The sequence below is a fragment of the Campylobacter sp. genome (assembly GCF_052169515.1).
Taxonomy (GTDB): domain Bacteria; phylum Campylobacterota; class Campylobacteria; order Campylobacterales; family Campylobacteraceae; genus Campylobacter_A.
On record NZ_JBQNCH010000006.1, the window covers coordinates 54,827 to 71,182 of the forward strand.

The following is a 16,356-nucleotide window of genomic DNA, read 5'->3' on the forward strand; positions in this document are numbered from 1 at the left end:
ACCGAAAATAATAAAGATGGCAAATTAAATGAAACCCCAGTTCTTATAACTGTAAAGGATGTGATTGTTGGAGATATACTTCATGTGACTTTGACAAAACCTGATGGCACAACCGAGGTTAGAAACGTATCTATAGATCAAAATATAATAGATAATGGATATAAGATAGATAATATGCCAGTTGAACATGGCAAGCCTTCAAAAGTAGAAGCTTTTGTATCAGATGGTACAAACACAATGAGAAGTGCAGCTGCAAGTGACTCTACTATTACTGATGTAAAACCTACTTTGACATTTACAGAAGATCAAGACAACAATGGCTATTTATATGATCCAGAAAATAGTCAAGACAATGATTTTAGAAGCACAACAGTAGAGGTAACTTTACCAAAAGATGTGGTTGTTGGTGATAAGATCGTTATAACTTATACTGATCCATTGCACCCATCTCAAAATTTAGAAAAATCTATCACTCTTACACAAGAGATGATTGATAATCAAAAAGTAAATACATCTCTTCCAATATTTCCAGATGTAAGAACATCTGCTAGTGTTCATGTGGAGGACAAAGATGGTAATGTAAAAAGTGAAAATTCAGACCAAGATACTGTATTGCCTGTAGGTAGAAATTTGTCGATGACACTACCAGAAGAAAAGACTCTTAATGAGCTTTTAAGACAAGAGAGTACTTTAGATAATGAAGTAAATAAAACTACAGCAAAGATTACTCTGCCAAATAAAATTGATGATGGCGATAAGCTTACGCTAACTATTACTGGACCTGATCCTGTTGACCCTGTAAATAATCCTTCTAAAACTTATACAAGAGAATTTACTATACATATGGATAGTAAAGGTGCTGTGACTAGTGTAACAGAAAACGGAACTTCTAATGTTTTAATACCTAAAAAAGGTGGCGACAATCAATACACCATCAATGTTTCTGGTATCCAGCTAAAGCATGGAGAAGATACGACCATTAATGCTAAAATAACACATTCAAATCCAGACAGGCATACATCTATAAGTGAGCCAACAGTATCAGCTAGTCTAGAGCATGTAAAAAAACCTGAAGTTACATTTGACGAAGCTAATGGTGCTAAGAGTATGAGTAGGGAGCAGGCTATTGGTGATCGCGATCTTAATAGCACAACAGTCACTATAAAGCTTCCTAAAAATGCAGTAGATGGAGATAAGCTAACTGTAACTATAAATGAACCAGATGGAAAAAATCCAGATGGAACTACTAAATTTCATGAATATACTAAACATTACACAATTAAAAAAGATGCTAATGGCAATCTAACTGCTATAAAAAATGATGACGATCCAACTGATGTAGTAAATATAGAAAATGGTAACAGTTTTAAAATTTCTGGTATCAAAACTACAACTGGCTCAACAACAAAGGTAACAGCTGAGATAAAAGATAAAGATGGCATCCAACATGCAGATGAAACAAGTACTGTTTCTATTTCTAATATAAACGATACGGCAGTATTTTTCAAAGAAGATGCTGATGGTAATGTATCGCTAACGAGATCTGAGAGTAAAGATGGCGAAGATCACGATCTACATAAAACTACGATAGTGGTAAAAGTACCAAACAATGTTATGGCTGGCGACATAGTAAATGTAACTGTAAATAACGGCAATAAGCAAGAGAATATAGCATATAAAGTTGACGGTAGAGACCCAACTGGCAATGTCATACTAAAAGATGCAAACGGTAATGAAGTGATCACCAATAATAGTAATCAGATAGAAATTCCTGGCATAGATATCGTACCAGGTAAAACCATAACTGTAACAACAAAAACTACGGACGCAGATGGTAACGGTAAAGCTGAGGCTGAAAATCACAACATCCTTGAAACGCTTAATGATGATATGAGAATCACTTTTGAAGAAGATACTGACAATGATGGCATCTTATATAATGCTGAAGCAAATCGCGATCACAGTGAAAACACCACAACAGCAATTATCAAGCTTCCTTCGAATTTTGTTATAGGCGATAAATTAGTAATAGAAATTACCGACAAAAATACTGGTGCCAAAGTAGAAAAAACATATGAAATCACTACTGGTGCTAACAATAATCTAGTAGTTAAAAATGGTAGCGAAGAGCTAAATATCACTAGTGACAATAACGGTAATAAAGTAGTTAACTATACACTTGGTTTGACAGAAGATCATACTACTATTGTTAATGCCAAGGTTGTTGATAGCAAGGGTGCCGATAAGGTAGAGACAACTAGTGATATCACACTTGATGCTCAAGGTAACGGCTCTGGAAGTGGCTTTAGACTATTTATAGATGAAGATATAGATAGAAATGAAGTGTTAAGTAGAGATGAAGCGATAAAAGATCAGCAGTTAAACACTACTTCGGCAACACTTCAGATCCCAGTTAGTGTAAATCCAAACGATACTATAAAAGTCAAGGTAAATGGTGGAGCAGAGAAAACTTATACTGTTGTTTCAAATGATGGTACAAACGTTACCATAAAAGATGCAGATGGTAGCCTTGTTACGCTTGAGCCAGGAAATAAACTAAGAATTCCTAATGTTCATATAGACAAAGATCATCCTGCAGAAGTAGAAGCTACTATAGGTGGAGTAACAAAAACAGCCAAAGCTACGCTTCAGGCGATGGATACAAAAGATCTAAAGGTTGAATTTGTAGAAGATAATGCAAGTAGAGATAATGTAATAGATAGAGATGAAGCTTTATTGGACGATAAAATAAAAGAAACAACTATAAGCGTTCAACTACCATATAATGTTGTAGCTGGTGATAAAGTAGCAGTGACTATCAAAGAGCCTCAAGCTAATGGCTCTACGTCAACTAGAACTGTAACTTATACTGTCACAGGAAACGCTAATGGTAAAATTTCAGTTATAGACGATACTACTCATACTGCTACACAGCTAGTAAACAACACTATAAAAATTCCTGGCGTTGCTATGCTTCCAGGTCGTGATACTAGTGCAGTAGCTACTATTACAAATGACACAGAGACCACAACTAGCGGTGAAGCTAAAGTAAAACTTGTTCCTTTAAGTACAGCAGGACTAAGTGCAAACATAGTTGCTGACAGAGACGATAATGGCATCGTATCAAGAGATGAGTCAAGTAGCAATGCCTCAAAAGTAAATGTTACTATTCCAAAAAGTGTTGTAGTTGGCGACAAGATAGATATTGAGATAACAAATCCTGATAGCACTAATGTGATTAAAAACTATGAAGTAGTAGGTAAAGATGTAAACGGTAATATCACTTTAAAAGATTTGGCTGATAATTCTCAACGCACATTAAGTAGAGACCAATTGCTTGAGCTTGATGCTAAAATTGCAGTTGATGCTGAGACAAAGGCTAAAGTAACGCTAACTGATACTTTTGGTGAAAGCGTAAATGTAGAAGATAGTGCACATGCCCAGATGGATGCTATAAGAGGTATTAAGTTTAATAAAGATATAACTACCTTAGAAAATGGTGAAAAGACTACCAAAGTCAGAGTTTATTTAAATGAAGATGCTAGGGAAGGCGATACGGTAGAATTTAAATATACTGATCCAGACAACCACACACAAATTAAAACTGAAAGTCATGTATTAACAAGTAGTGATATAGCTAACAGAACATTTGATCAAGCACTTGATATCAATGCTAGATCGGCTTATGATTTGGAAGTAAAAGCTACGCTTAAGACTTCTGGTGGTTTAGAGTCTAAGTCTTATGAGCCTCATGAACCATTTCATATAGATGTTAAAGACTATACAGTTAAATTTGACGCAAGTAAAGATATGAAAGGTGGCGAAGGCAATGATACTTTGGTCTTTGATAGCGACAAAGTTAACTTTAACAACATTTCTAATCTTGATTCAAAAGTAGAAAGCTTTGAAAATCTTGACCTGAGAGGAAAAACAGAGGTCAAATTTAATGCACAAAATATCTTTGATATCACTGATAATCTAGATACTGTTCTTAAGATAAAAGGTGGTGCTTTTGATGAGCATGGCAATAAAGTCACAAAAGTTGATCTAAAAGACAAATGGACCGAAGATCATACATATGATACTGCTGGATTTAAAGGCTATTCAAGTGTAGATCAAATAAATGGTAAAACTATCCATATCCAAGTAGAAGACAAGATCCAAATAGATATTTAATCTTCATAAAGTGAGTGTGTAAATTCGCACTCACTTTAACTCCAATTTATACTATTTTTTAAGCCCTGTTTTATTAATATTTCTTCGTTAAAGGAGAAAATATGAAAAATTTAATATCCGTTATCGTAGTTATCGCTGCACTAGCTTTCGGTGCTTTAAAATACGCAAATTCATTTGTCGAACTTGATGAAAATGCAAATGCAAAGTGGTCGCAAGTACTAAATCAATACAAAAGAAGAGCAGATCTTGTACCAAATTTAGTTGAAACAGTAAAAGGCTATGCGGCTCACGAGCAAAAGGTTTTTGAAGATGTAACAAACGCAAGAAGCAAGAGTATGCAAGTAAGCGTTGATGCAAGCAGTCTTAGCGATGAAGCTAAGATAAAAGAATTTATGGCAGCTCAAAACTCTTTAGGCTCAGCACTTGGTAGGCTGATGGCGGTTAGCGAGAACTATCCGGAACTAAAAGCAAATCAAAATTTTCTCTCACTACAGAGTCAGCTTGAGGGCACAGAAAATCGTATAAGCGTAGCCAGACGTGACTACATAGATGCAGTAAAAGAGTACAATGTGGCTATAAGAAGCTTCCCTGGCAAATTTATAGTAAGTATTTTTTATCCTGAGATGAAGTTAAAGCAAGGTATCGAAGTGAGTGATGAAGAGATGAAAAATCCAAAAGTTTCGTTTGATAAATAATGAAAAAAATTTTTAGCCTTTTATGCTTTGCATTTTGCTTTTGTTTTGCTCTAAATTTTAACGAGCAGATCAACGATGAAGCTCATTTGTTTTCAGAAAATGAAAGAGATGAGCTTTTAAACTTAGTACAAAATTTTGAGCAAAATAGCACCACGCAAATTGCCATTGTGACATTAAAATCATTAGAAAATAAGAGTATAGAAGAGTTATCTCTTGAAATAGCTAGAGGCTACGAATTGGGTCAAAAAGGGAGTGATAACGGCGTTTTACTGCTGGTTGCTCCAAATGAAAAGAAGGTTCGCATCGAGGTTGGATACGGCCTTGAGGGCATACTAACCGATGCTGTGGCAAGTCATATCATAAGCAGCAAGATGATCCCTGAGTTTAAAAAGGGCGATATGAGCCATGGTGTAAAGCAAGGCGTGCTAGCTATCATAAAAGCAGCTAGCGGTGAAGAATTTGTAAATGCAAATGAAGATGATGAGATGTCTTTTGGTGGGTCTACATTTATTATCGGAATGATTTCGTGTTTTTTATCTATTCTTTTGGGTAAATTTTTTAGGCGTATAGGATTTAGTTTGTGCTTTGCAGGGATAACGTCAATTGCGCTTGAAGAAGGTTTTGAAGTGCAGGATCATTTTATTATTTATACTGTTTTTGTCATTATCTTTGCTGTATTTTTTATGATTTTCAAGGACGCTTTCAAGAAAAGCACCAAAAGCGAAAGTACTTATAGTGGATTTAGGCGTGATAGATCGGACTCAAATAGTACAAACAGTAGCCGTTCAAGCAGCAGAAGTAGCGGTCGTTCGAGTAGCGGAAGAGGTGGTTTTGGCGGCGGAGGCGGAGGTTTTGGCGGAGGTGGGGCTAGCGGTAGCTGGTAAATTTTTGCACTATTCTCGCGAGCAAATAAATTTATAACACTTATTGTTTACTTATAAAAGCTAAATTTCTTAAAATACGTTTTAAAAATTTTAGGACAGAAAATGACTATAAAAAAGGGCAAAATTTGTCTTTTTATCGGCTTTGATAGTAGAAATTTTAGTCCTAAAATGTTGGATAAAAAAGATCGCAGAAGGCTAAAAAAATATCCAAATTTAATAAAACAAAACTCATTTAAAATTTCTCGCTACTTAAAATTTAAAGCAAAGATGCGAGGTAGAATATGTCTTTCACATAAAGAAAATATTGCTGTTTTGGCTATTTCAAAAGAAAAGATTGGAGTCGATGTTGAAGAGCTAAAAGAGCGAAATTTTGATGTAGTAGCTAGCTTTTGTTTCACAAAAGATGAGAATAAAATTTTAGCAAATGCAAAAAACAAAACGCAAAAATTTTATGAAATTTATACCGCAAAAGAGGCGACTTTAAAAGTAAGGGATTTGGCCTTTAGCGATCTTGCAAAGACTGAATTTAACGATACTGGAGTAAAGAAAAAATACTTTATTGTTAATAATTCATTTATTATTTGCCTTGCATTTAAGCATTGCAAAGATATAATTATTAAATTTTTATAATTTTTAGGTTTTAAAAGGTTAAAAGTGCTTGTCAGAAAAATGGCTATAATTCTTGCTGTATCGTTTTTAGCCCTAGGGTGCGCAAAGAAATTTGATACGCCGCAGATGACAGATTTTGACTTGAAAACATTTAAGATAAGCTCATCAAAAGGTTTGCTTTTGCTTTATTTGCAAAATAGCGAGAACGAGTATAAATTTAGCCTTGTAAATGCGCTTGGCGCGCCAGAAGCTAGGCGAGTTTTAAAAGATGGCAGCTTTAAAAATTTAGGTTTTTTGCCGCCAAATAGCACCTATAATGAACTTTTTATAAAAGTACTAGAGATGATAAAAGATGGAAAAAAAGAGCAAAAATTTATGATAGGCGATCAATATTATGAGGTAGAAAGTGTTGATCTACGTTAGCAAACCAGCCATCATCAGTGCCGCAGGGAGCAGCAGTAATGAGAATTTGAGCTCGCTTTTAAGTGGAGAGAGATTTCTAAGCCTTAGCAGTGAGTTTCATCCTGAGAATAAATTTTTAGTTGCAAAATTTGATAAGGCACTGCCAGAGTTTTCCAAGAACACAAAGGAACACTTTAAAACAAGAACTAATGCTTTGCTTCTAAACACGCTCCTTGAGCTTGACGATGAGATAAAAAAGGCTATCAAAAAATTTGGCAAAAGCCGTGTAGGTGTTATTTTAGGCACTACAACGAGTGGAATTGAAGAAAATTTTTGGACTTTTAAAGAGTATATAAAAACTGAAGTTTTTGATAAAAGCAAGTTTGGTATAGACAGAAATTGTCTTGCAAATGTGACTGAATTTGTGAGCGAATTTTATGGATTAGAAGGTCCAAGTTTTTGTGTTTCAACTGCTTGTACTTCTGGTGTTAAGGCGATTATTGAGGCACAAAGACTAATAAAAAGCGATATTTGTGATGCGGTTATATGCGGCGGCGTCGATAGTTTAAACACATTAACCATAAATGGCTTTAACTCACTTAGCATTTTAAGTCAAAAACCAAGCGAACCCTTTTCTAAAAATAGAGAGGGGATAAATATTGGCGAGGGAGCTGGGCTGTTTTTGCTGAGCCGTGATGAAATTTCAAACGTTGCGGTCGCTGGCTCGGCCTCAAACTGCGACGCTTTTCACATGACGCAGCCTGATTTTAGCGCCAAAATGGCGATAGAGTGCATAGAAAATGCACTAAAAAGAGCTGGCATGAGTGGCGTGGACTATGTAAATTTGCATGGCACTGGCACGCAAGCAAATGACAAAATGGAAGCAAAAGCAGTAAATTTAACGCTTGGCTCAACCTATGCTAGCACTCTAAAGCCACAGATCGGCCACACGCTAGGAGCTGCTGGAGCCATCGAGAGCGCCATTTGTGTGATGCTTTGCATGCAAGAAAATGCTACATTGCCGCCGCACGTTTATGACGGAGCTTACGATGAGGAGCTCGAGCGTCTAAATTTAGTAAAAATGGGCACGAAATTTGACGTAAAAACGGCGATGTCGCTATCTTTTGCATTTGGCGGAGACAACGCCGCAATAATATTTAAAAGAGTGAGATGATGATAAGTGATTATTTGCCACACAGTAGCGCCATAACTCTGATCGATGAAATTTTAGAATTTAAACCCTGTGAGAGCATCAAAGTAAGAAGCGCGATAAATGATCAAAATCCATTTTTGGAAGATGGGAAATTTTACATGCAAAAGGCAATCGAGATGATGGCTCAAAGCCTTGGTATTTATGACTCAAAAATGCGTGAGCTGCGCGGTGAGAAGGCGATATTTGGCTTTTTGCTTGGAAGTAGGAAATTTGAAATTTTTAAGCCGTATTTTAAAGTGGGAGATGAGATAGTGATCATTTCAAACTGCTCGATCCAAGACGAGAGTGGTTTTGGCGTTTATGATAGTGAACTTTTTGTAAACGGCGAGCTTGGCGCAAGGGCGGTTTTAAATGTGATGAGTCCTGATGAAGAATTTGTAAAAAAGGCACTTAGTGAGTAAGAGAGTATTGATAACTGGATCAAGTAGAGGCATAGGAGCTAGCATCGCTAAACGCCTTGCTGGCGAGTATGAAGTGGTACTTCATGCAAGAAGCAAGAGCGATGAGCTTTTAAAGATAGCTAGTGAGCTTGGGGCTAAATTTATGACATTTGACGTGGCTGATACGGCCGCAGCAAAAGAGGCGATAGAGGCTGACATGGAAGCAAATGGTGTCTACTACGGCGTTGTGCTAAACGCTGGCATAACAAGGGATAATACCTTTGTTGGTCTTAGCGACGAAGAGTGGTTTGACGTGATAGATGTAAATTTAAATGGCTTTTATAACGTGCTAAGGCCAGCTTTGATGCCGATGATAAGAGCTAGAAAGCCAGCTCGCGTCGTTACTCTAAGCTCGGTTTCTGGGGTTATCGGCAATAGAGGTCAGGTGAACTACTCAGCTAGCAAAGCTGGCATCATAGGAGCTAGCAAAGCCCTTGCAGTCGAGCTTGCAAGCAGAGGCATAACAGTAAACTGCGTAGCACCCGGGCTTATAAAAACAGATATGAGCGAGGAAATTTTAAATAGCGACTTTTTAGAAGAGGTGCTAAAAGCCATACCTGCAAAAAGAGCTGGCGAGGCTGACGAGGTGGCTGGACTTGTTAAATTTCTACTAAGCAGTGATGCTAGCTATATCACAAGGCAGGTCATCGGCGTAAATGGAGGACTTTGCTAATGCGTGTATTTGTCACAGGTATCGGTGCAGTCAGTGCTTTTGGCAACAGCTGGGAGGAGATGAGGGCTAAATTTTTTGAAGGCAAAAATGCCGTCAGATATATGAGTGAGTGGGAGGGTTATAAAGATCTAAACACACGCCTAGCAGCGCCTATCATAGACTACAAACATCCGCAGGAGTGGGACAGAAAACAGCTAAGAAGCCTTGGCAAGGTCTCAACATATAGCGTGCACGCGGCTGGACTTGCTTTAAAAGACGCTGGCTTGCTAAAGAGCGAAGCTTTGATGGCTACAAATTTAGACCCAAGTGTGCAAGATGGCAGGATGGGCGTGGCAAGTGGCTCAAGTACTGGCAGCACGGACTCCATCCTTGATATGGCAAAGCTAGTTTTAGATATGGATAGCGGTTTTAACGCAAATACCTACATAAAAATGATGCCTCACACCACGGCGGCAAATATTGCACTATTTTACTCACTAAAAGGCCGTATCATCCCTACATCTTCTGCGTGTACGAGTGGCTCGCATGCTATCGGCTATGCGTATGAGAGCATAAAAAGCGGCAGCATAGATATGATGTTAGCTGGTGGGGCTGAGGAGCTTTGCGTGAGTGAGGCCTACGTCTTTGACAAGCTTTACGCTACAAGTGTGAAAAATAGCACGCCAAATTTGACCCCAACGCCGTTTGAAAAAGATAGAGATGGTTTGGTTCTTGGCGAAGGAGCTGGATTTTTAGTGCTTGAAAGTGAAGAGAGCGCTTTAAAAAGAGGGGCTAAAATTTATGCTGAGGTTGTTGGCTTTGGTTCGACGTGTGATGGCACGCACATCACTAGGCCACAAAGTGCGACAATGAAAGCAGCGATGAACCTGGCACTTCGTGACGCAAATTTAGAGCCAAAAAGCATAGGATATGTAAATGCTCATGCGACTGCGACAAAACACGGCGATATAGCTGAAAGCATCGCTACAAATGAGCTTTTTGGAGAGAAGATCGCTATCAGCTCACTTAAAAGCTATCTTGGTCACACGCTTGGAGCTTGCGGCGGACTGGAGGCGATCGCTTCTATCATGATGATGAGAGAAGAGCTATTTTTTCCAACTATAAATTTAAACGTGATCGATCTAGAGTGTGCAAAGCTAAACTACTTAAAGGAGCCAACGCCGATAAAGACAGACTTTGTTATGAGTAATAACTTTGCATTTGGTGGTGTAAATACATCTTTGATATTTAAAAGAGTAGATAACAAATTTTAAAAAGGATAAACATGAAAAAATTAGTTTCATTAGTTGCTGTTTTGGCATTTGCGACAAGCCTTAGTGCAAGAGACGAGATAAAATACCACTCGCTTGATTTTTTAAATGGTCCAAAGGCTAAGGAATTTTTACTTCCAAATGTAAGTTTTAGCTTTGGCACAGGTTATACCGGACAGGTAATCGTAAAAGATTTAACATCTAATAAAAAGACAAATGGTTTTAATAAAAGTGACGAAGAGGCTTGCCAAATCGCACTTCTTTCTGCTATAAAAACTTTCCAAGAAAGAGCCTTAAAAGAAGGCGGCACAAAAGTTGTAAATTTAACCGGCTACTACAAAAAGCATCCATTTAATTCAAAAACTCAGTTCCAGTGTGGAAGTGGTGCTTTGATGTCTGGCGTTACACTAAAGGGCGATATCGCGAAATAATGAAATTTCAGGTAGATTTTTTTGATGCGATAGCTTATGGCGATGTCGGTGAGGATCTAGCTAGATATAAAAAAGAATTTGATCTAGCAAAGATTCCACCGATTCAAAGAAGAAGGCTAAGTAGCGCTGCAAAGTGCGCTTTTAGCTTACTTAGCGGTTTTGACGAGCTTGATATGCCGGTTATTTTTAGCTCATATGAAGGAGAAATAAATCGCTGCTTTGAGCTAGAGACTACACTGGCAAAAGCTGAGCCGGTTTCGCCTACATCGTTTTCACTTTCTGTGCATAACGCTATCTCGTCGCTTCTTAGCATAGAAGCTAAAAATCACAATGAAATTCTTGCCATATCGTCATTTAGTCCAGTTGAAGATGCCTTGCAAGCGGCATTTTTAAGACTAAATGACGGATATGAAAAGGTGCTAATACTTGCCTATCACGAGTCGATAAAGCAGAGTTATTTTGATGAGAAAAAGCCGTCATTTATGCTCGCTCTTATTGTTTCAAGGGCAAAAAATGAGAGAGTTTTAACTCTAAAAAGAGCTAAAAAAGAAAAAGAAATTTGCGAGAATTTATTACAAAACTTTATTGTAAATTTTGATCCAAAAATATCAAAAAGCTGGCAAAGTTGTAGTTATTCTTCATCTTGGAATTTTAGCTATGAGCCTTAAAATTTTAAGAGCTGGATTTTTATTTTTCCTTTTTGCAATCATTTGCATAAGCGGGGATTTAGTGCTTGTGCCAGTGGTACTTTTGAGGCTAAATAAATTTAAATTTATACAAAATTTATGCCGTGATCTAGTTAGAATTTCTTGGAGATTTTTTATAAAAGTTACTAAAATTTGTGGGCATCTTGACTATAAATTTGAGCTCGCTAAGCTAAAAGGTGGATCAAAATTAGTCATAGCAAACCACCCTTCGCTTCTTGACGTGGTCTTTTTAATTTCAAGACTTAAAAGGATAAACTGCATCGTAAAGGGCGAGCTTGGCAGAAATATATTTTTATTTGCTGCTATTAGGGCGTGCAACTATATACCAAATACAAATAATGAGGAATTTTTACAAAAAAGCGTAGATGTTTTAAAAAGTGGCGAAAATTTGCTCATTTTTCCAGAGGGTACACGCACGAAAGATGAAATTATTTTTCATAAGGCAGCTGCTTACATAGGTGTAAAAGGCGCTAAAAATATTGTATGTATCGGCATCAATATGCATCCAAGAAGTCTTAGAAAAAATGAACCATGGTACAAAATACCAGATGAAAAGATAAAATATCATTTTAAAGAGATGAAAAATTTTGATGTTGATATGTTTTTAAAGGATAGGCCAAGTCCGGTAAGGGCTAGGGCAATGCATGATGAGATAAGTAAAATTTATAAGGAGGAATTTGGTGAAAGAGCTAGTTAATGAGATAAAAGAGTTGATCATCACAAGCTTAAATTTAGAGGATATGAAGCCAAGTGATATTGATGAGAATGCGCCACTTTTTAATGATGGTCTTGGACTTGATAGTGTTGATGCCTTAGAGCTTGGGCTTGCAGTGCAGAAAAAATATGGTCTTGTGCTTGACTCAAAGAGTTCAAATCTAAAAGAGATATTTTTTAGCGTATCTTCTCTTGCAAAATACATTTACGAAAATAGGAAATAACGATGAGTGAAAAAGAAATTTTTGAAATTTTAAAGAAAGCCTTGATCGATCTTTTTGAGATAGATGAGAGCAAGATAAAGCCAGAGACTAGGATATATGAGGATTTGCAGATTGATAGCATTGACGCTATTGATATGATTGATTACATTAAGCGTCAAACTGGACATAGACTGATGCCAGAGGATTTTAAAAACGTAAAAACGCTTGATGACATCGTAAAAGCCGTAGCAAAGAAATTTGAAGCATAAAATAGTAAACCTGGTGCTAATTTTAGTAAGCATTGCTTACCCTTTAGTGCTATTTTTTTGGCAAGAAAATGCTACTTTGATATTTGGTGTTTTATGTGTGCTTTGGGGGCTTAGAGCCTATTTTGAAAGTGGTAAAAAAAGACAGGTTTGCTTAGCAGCTGGGATATTTTTTGCCATTTGCGCTATTTTTAGAAGCGTAAATTTAGCACTTTTGTACCCAAGTATCGTAAGCTTTGGCTTTTTGGCGGTCTTTTTTTATAGCTTAAAGGGTGAGGCGGTGATAACTAGGCTTGCTAGGCTAAAAGAGAAAAATATCGACGAAAAGGTCGTTAGTTACACAAGAGGGTTAACAAAAATTTGGTGCTTATTTTTTGTATTTAATGCGATTTTTGCATTTGTTTTATCGTGTTTTGAAAATAAATTTTATTGGAGTATTTACTGCTCCTTTATCTCTTATATTTTGATGGGATTTTTGTTTTTTGGAGAAATTTTATATCGTAAAGTTTTTATTTTAAAGAGGAAAGATGGAGTTTGAAAATAGTCTAAAGGACTTTAAATTTGTTGATATTGATAAAAATTTATACTCACAAGTTGTTATTTTTGGGGCAAATTTAAAAGAGAAAAATTTAAGCGAGGTAGAAATTTATCTAAGCGAGAGCTTTGACTTTTGTGTAGCTTTTTTTGGAGCACTTGCGATCGGTGTGAGACCGATTTTGCTCGCAAAGCCTATTTTTAGTAGTGATAAATTTAATATCAATGATGAAAATTTCAAGAATTTTTTGGCTCCAGCTAGAAATATAGAGCCAAAATTTGATATAAACTCTACTTTTTTTCTTCAGACTTCGGGCTCGACTGGAAATAGCAAAAATATACCAAAAAGACTTGGTGCGATGATAGAAGAAGGGCTATTTTTAAAAAAAGAGCTTGGATTTAATGAAAGTGATACATTTTTTTCAAGCGTTTCGCATCAGCATATGTTTGGTCTTACTTTTAAGGTATTTTTGCCCATCATCTCTGGTGCAAAGGCGGTTAGCAGGGAGCTAAATTACCCAGAGGCGATCTTTGAGCTAGAGCTTGAGAATTTAAGTTTCATAACAAGCCCAGTTTTGCTTCAAACGATAGTTTCTAGCCCAAGAGCAGCTGAAATTTCAGGACTAAAAAACATCATCTGTGCTGGCTCAGCCCTAAAGAGTGAGCTAAGAGCTGGCATAGCAAAACTGAGCAAAACACGCATTATCGACATCTATGGTAGCACCGAAACTGGTGCAGTGGCTAGAAATTTAGGTGATGAACTTTTGCTTTTTAGCAAGGTAAAAGCCGGACTAAATGAAGATGAGGCATTAAACGTTAGCTCGCCATGGTGTGAGTTTTTTCAAACTAGCGACTGGGCGGAGATAGAGGGCAGCAGGCTCACGCTAAAAGGCAGGATTGATAGGATCGTCAAGCTAAATGATAAAAGGGTCAATCTAATAAGCATCGAAAATAAGATATTTGAAAGCGGCCTCATAAAAGACTGCTATTGCGACACGCATCCAAAATTTAAGCGTCTAGCCGTACTTTTAGAGCTTAGTGAAGTAGGTGTGAAACTCTTTAGAGATAGCGGCAAAAAGGGTGTTGTAGGAAGATTAAATGAGCTTTTAAGGCCTGAGTTTAAAAATAGTGTTAGGTATTTTAAAATCGTTAGCTCGCTTTGCAAAAACGCTCAAGGAAAATTTCTAAAAGCAAATTTTAAAGAGCTTTTAGAAAAGAGCGAAGGGCCTAGCTGGGATAAAAGTAGCGAGGATGGCATTTATAAATTTAAGACAAAACTTAGCCCAGCACTTGGCATTTTTACCGAGCATTTTCCAAATTTACCGCTTTTGCCTGGCTTTGTGCAGCTTGATTTTGTATTTAAATTTGCAAGAGAGCTTGGCGCAGAAATAGGCGATCAATGTGTGGTAGAGAATTTGAAATTTTTAAAGTTTGTAAGGCCAAATGACGAGCTTTGTATAGAAATTTCGCAAAAAGATGAGAAGGTTTATTTTGAGATATTTTGTAACGGTACTAGAAGTAGTGTTGGTAGGATAAAGCTGGGTTCATGAAGACGCTTTTTCTCATACCATTTTACAACCATCCAGAGAAGATCAGAGCTCTTTGTAAGGCGCTTGCAAACTATAATCTACACATTTTGATAGTTGATGATGGTTCAAACGAGACTTCAAAAAAAGCACTAGAAAATTTAAGCGAATTTGGCGTAGAAATTTTTACAAGAGAGCAAAACGGCGGTAAGGGAGCTGCACTAAAAGATGGCTTTAGACACGCCCTGCAAAATGGCTATACGCACGCATTTCAGATCGATGCCGACTTTCAGCATGACATAAGTGAAGTGGCTGAGTTTTTGGAGCTTAGCAGAAAGTATCCACACGATATGATCTTAGCTGACCCCATCTACGGCGAGGATGCGCCAAAGTCGAGATTTTATGGTAGAAAGATTACAAATTTTTGGGTCAAGGTAAACACCTTAAACGCCAACATAAAAGATGCGATGTGCGGGTTTAGAATTTATCCGCTAAAAGAGCTTGAGAGTGTGACCCTCCAAAGTAGCTCAAATAGGATGGAATTTGACATGGAGATCCTAGTAAATGCGGTGAGAGCAGGCACTAGACTAAAGTGGATACCGCTAAACGTAAGATATGAAAAAGGCGGCGTTTCGCACTTTAAAATGCTAAAAGATAACGTGCTAATAAGCCTTATGCATGCAAAATATTTTTTTAGTTTAGTTCCATTTTTGCTAGGTAAAGCCTTTAAGGGGCAAAAATACGCATGGTGGCAAAAAGGCGAAAGATCAAATGAATTTTTCTTAAGGGTGAGCTTGTTTTTAACCAAGAATTTGCCTATTTTTCTTATAAAACCTATAGTTATGATAGTTGTTTGTTTCTACTACATCTTTTCAAAAAGCGAGAGAGAAAATATAAGAGAATTTCTTCTAAATGTAGAAAAATTTAGTGGTAAAAAACCATACACTGGTGTTTTTAGAAATTTTTATGATTTTGGTATAGCTATTTGCGATAAATTTCGTATCTGGCAAAATGGCGTGCTCGAAAATGAGCTGGATTTTAACGAACTTATGTGGATAAAAGAAGAGTTTGAGGCTTCAAAAAGTGGTCGCGTACTCCTTACTAGCCACTTGGGAAATGTAGAAATTTGCAAGGCGCTCTCACTTAGATCACCGAGCTTTCGCATGATCATCTTGGTGTATAGCAAAGGAAGTGAGAAATTTTATAAAATTTTAGAGCAGATAAGCAAGGGACAGATTAAATTAATAAGTGTAGAAAACCTCGATACAGCCGTGATGATGCAGTTAAAAGAGGCGGTAGATAGTGGTGTAAATATCTGCATTATGGGAGATAGAACTCCGGTAAATGGCGATAAATTTGTTGAAGTGAGCTTCCTTGGTAAGATGGCTAAATTTAACTACGGTCCATACCTGCTAGCTGGCATTTTGGGAGTAAAAATGAGCGCACTTTGGTGCGTAAAAAATGGCGATAAATTTAGCATCGAACTAAGTGACATAGCTGATGAGATAAAACTAGGTCGTGACCGCAAGGCAAGTGTTTTGCCATACGTGCAAAGCTATGTAAGGCAGCTTGAGGAGCAAGCTTGCAAGAGTCCGTCGCAGTGGTTTAACTTTTTTGATTTTTGGAGATAAGA

General features: G+C 37.1%; 17 protein-coding genes. All 17 read left to right on the forward strand.

Features of this window, described 5'->3' with window-relative positions; all coding sequences use genetic code 11:
* The first annotated feature begins 60 nt into the window (after positions 1-60).
* The 17 genes from ACTTKV_RS03090 to ACTTKV_RS03170 all read left to right on the forward strand — a co-directional run bounded on the left by ACTTKV_RS03090 (position 61) and on the right by ACTTKV_RS03170 (position 16,354).
* Complete coding sequence (locus tag ACTTKV_RS03090; RefSeq protein WP_442549189.1) at positions 61-4,176, forward strand: retention module-containing protein; 4,116 nt, start codon at positions 61-63, stop codon at positions 4,174-4,176.
* A gap of 101 nt (positions 4,177-4,277) precedes the next feature.
* Positions 4,278-4,871 (forward strand): LemA family protein, encoded by a 594-nt coding sequence (locus ACTTKV_RS03095; protein ID WP_442549190.1) that lies wholly within the window; start codon positions 4,278-4,280, stop codon positions 4,869-4,871.
* Positions 4,871-5,755 carry a TPM domain-containing protein gene (locus ACTTKV_RS03100; protein ID WP_442549191.1) on the forward strand — a complete coding sequence of 295 codons (885 nt, stop codon included), beginning with the start codon at positions 4,871-4,873 and terminating at the stop codon, positions 5,753-5,755. Before ACTTKV_RS03095 ends, ACTTKV_RS03100 begins: the two co-directional genes overlap by 1 nt.
* A gap of 102 nt (positions 5,756-5,857) precedes the next feature.
* Complete coding sequence (locus tag ACTTKV_RS03105) at positions 5,858-6,385, forward strand: 4'-phosphopantetheinyl transferase family protein (protein WP_442549192.1); 528 nt, start codon at positions 5,858-5,860, stop codon at positions 6,383-6,385.
* Between the two features lie 24 nt (positions 6,386-6,409).
* Positions 6,410-6,787: a hypothetical protein gene (locus tag ACTTKV_RS03110; protein ID WP_442549193.1), complete on the forward strand. Its 378-nt coding sequence runs from the start codon at positions 6,410-6,412 to the stop codon at positions 6,785-6,787.
* The gene (locus ACTTKV_RS03115) at positions 6,771-7,940 is read left to right on the forward strand and encodes a beta-ketoacyl synthase N-terminal-like domain-containing protein (protein ID WP_442549194.1); all 1,170 of its coding nucleotides are present in this window, start codon (positions 6,771-6,773) and stop codon (positions 7,938-7,940) included. Before ACTTKV_RS03110 ends, ACTTKV_RS03115 begins: the two co-directional genes overlap by 17 nt.
* Entirely contained in the window at positions 7,937-8,380 is a 444-nt protein-coding gene (locus ACTTKV_RS03120; protein WP_442549195.1) for an ApeP family dehydratase, read from the forward strand. Before ACTTKV_RS03115 ends, ACTTKV_RS03120 begins: the two co-directional genes overlap by 4 nt.
* A complete protein-coding gene (gene fabG / locus ACTTKV_RS03125) occupies positions 8,373-9,092 on the forward strand; it encodes a 3-oxoacyl-ACP reductase FabG (protein WP_442549196.1) in 720 nt (239 codons plus the stop codon). The genes ACTTKV_RS03120 and fabG overlap by 8 nt, the downstream gene beginning before the upstream one ends.
* Positions 9,092-10,345, forward strand: a complete 1,254-nt coding sequence (locus ACTTKV_RS03130) for a beta-ketoacyl-ACP synthase (RefSeq protein ID WP_442549197.1) — start codon at positions 9,092-9,094, stop codon at positions 10,343-10,345. Before fabG ends, ACTTKV_RS03130 begins: the two co-directional genes overlap by 1 nt.
* Positions 10,346-10,356: 11 nt before the next feature.
* Positions 10,357-10,773 carry an excinuclease ABC subunit A gene (locus ACTTKV_RS03135; RefSeq protein ID WP_442549198.1) on the forward strand — a complete coding sequence of 139 codons (417 nt, stop codon included), beginning with the start codon at positions 10,357-10,359 and terminating at the stop codon, positions 10,771-10,773.
* Positions 10,773-11,441 (forward strand): beta-ketoacyl synthase chain length factor, encoded by a 669-nt coding sequence (locus tag ACTTKV_RS03140; RefSeq protein WP_442549199.1) that lies wholly within the window; start codon positions 10,773-10,775, stop codon positions 11,439-11,441. Before ACTTKV_RS03135 ends, ACTTKV_RS03140 begins: the two co-directional genes overlap by 1 nt.
* Positions 11,368-12,177 carry a lysophospholipid acyltransferase family protein gene (locus ACTTKV_RS03145; protein WP_442549200.1) on the forward strand — a complete coding sequence of 270 codons (810 nt, stop codon included), beginning with the start codon at positions 11,368-11,370 and terminating at the stop codon, positions 12,175-12,177. Before ACTTKV_RS03140 ends, ACTTKV_RS03145 begins: the two co-directional genes overlap by 74 nt.
* A complete protein-coding gene (locus tag ACTTKV_RS03150; RefSeq protein WP_084108930.1) occupies positions 12,161-12,418 on the forward strand; it encodes a phosphopantetheine-binding protein in 258 nt (85 codons plus the stop codon). The genes ACTTKV_RS03145 and ACTTKV_RS03150 overlap by 17 nt, the downstream gene beginning before the upstream one ends.
* A gap of 2 nt (positions 12,419-12,420) precedes the next feature.
* Entirely contained in the window at positions 12,421-12,666 is a 246-nt protein-coding gene (locus tag ACTTKV_RS03155) for an acyl carrier protein (RefSeq protein ID WP_021090641.1), read from the forward strand.
* Positions 12,667-12,679: 13 nt separating this feature from the next.
* Entirely contained in the window at positions 12,680-13,201 is a 522-nt protein-coding gene (locus tag ACTTKV_RS03160; RefSeq protein ID WP_442549201.1) for a DNA gyrase subunit B, read from the forward strand.
* Positions 13,191-14,747 carry an AMP-binding protein gene (locus ACTTKV_RS03165; protein WP_442549202.1) on the forward strand — a complete coding sequence of 519 codons (1,557 nt, stop codon included), beginning with the start codon at positions 13,191-13,193 and terminating at the stop codon, positions 14,745-14,747. The genes ACTTKV_RS03160 and ACTTKV_RS03165 overlap by 11 nt, the downstream gene beginning before the upstream one ends.
* On the forward strand, positions 14,744-16,354 hold the full coding sequence (locus ACTTKV_RS03170; RefSeq protein ID WP_442549203.1) for a glycosyltransferase family 2 protein: 1,611 nt from the start codon (positions 14,744-14,746) through the stop codon (positions 16,352-16,354). Before ACTTKV_RS03165 ends, ACTTKV_RS03170 begins: the two co-directional genes overlap by 4 nt.
* The last annotated feature ends 2 nt before the right edge of the window (positions 16,355-16,356 follow it).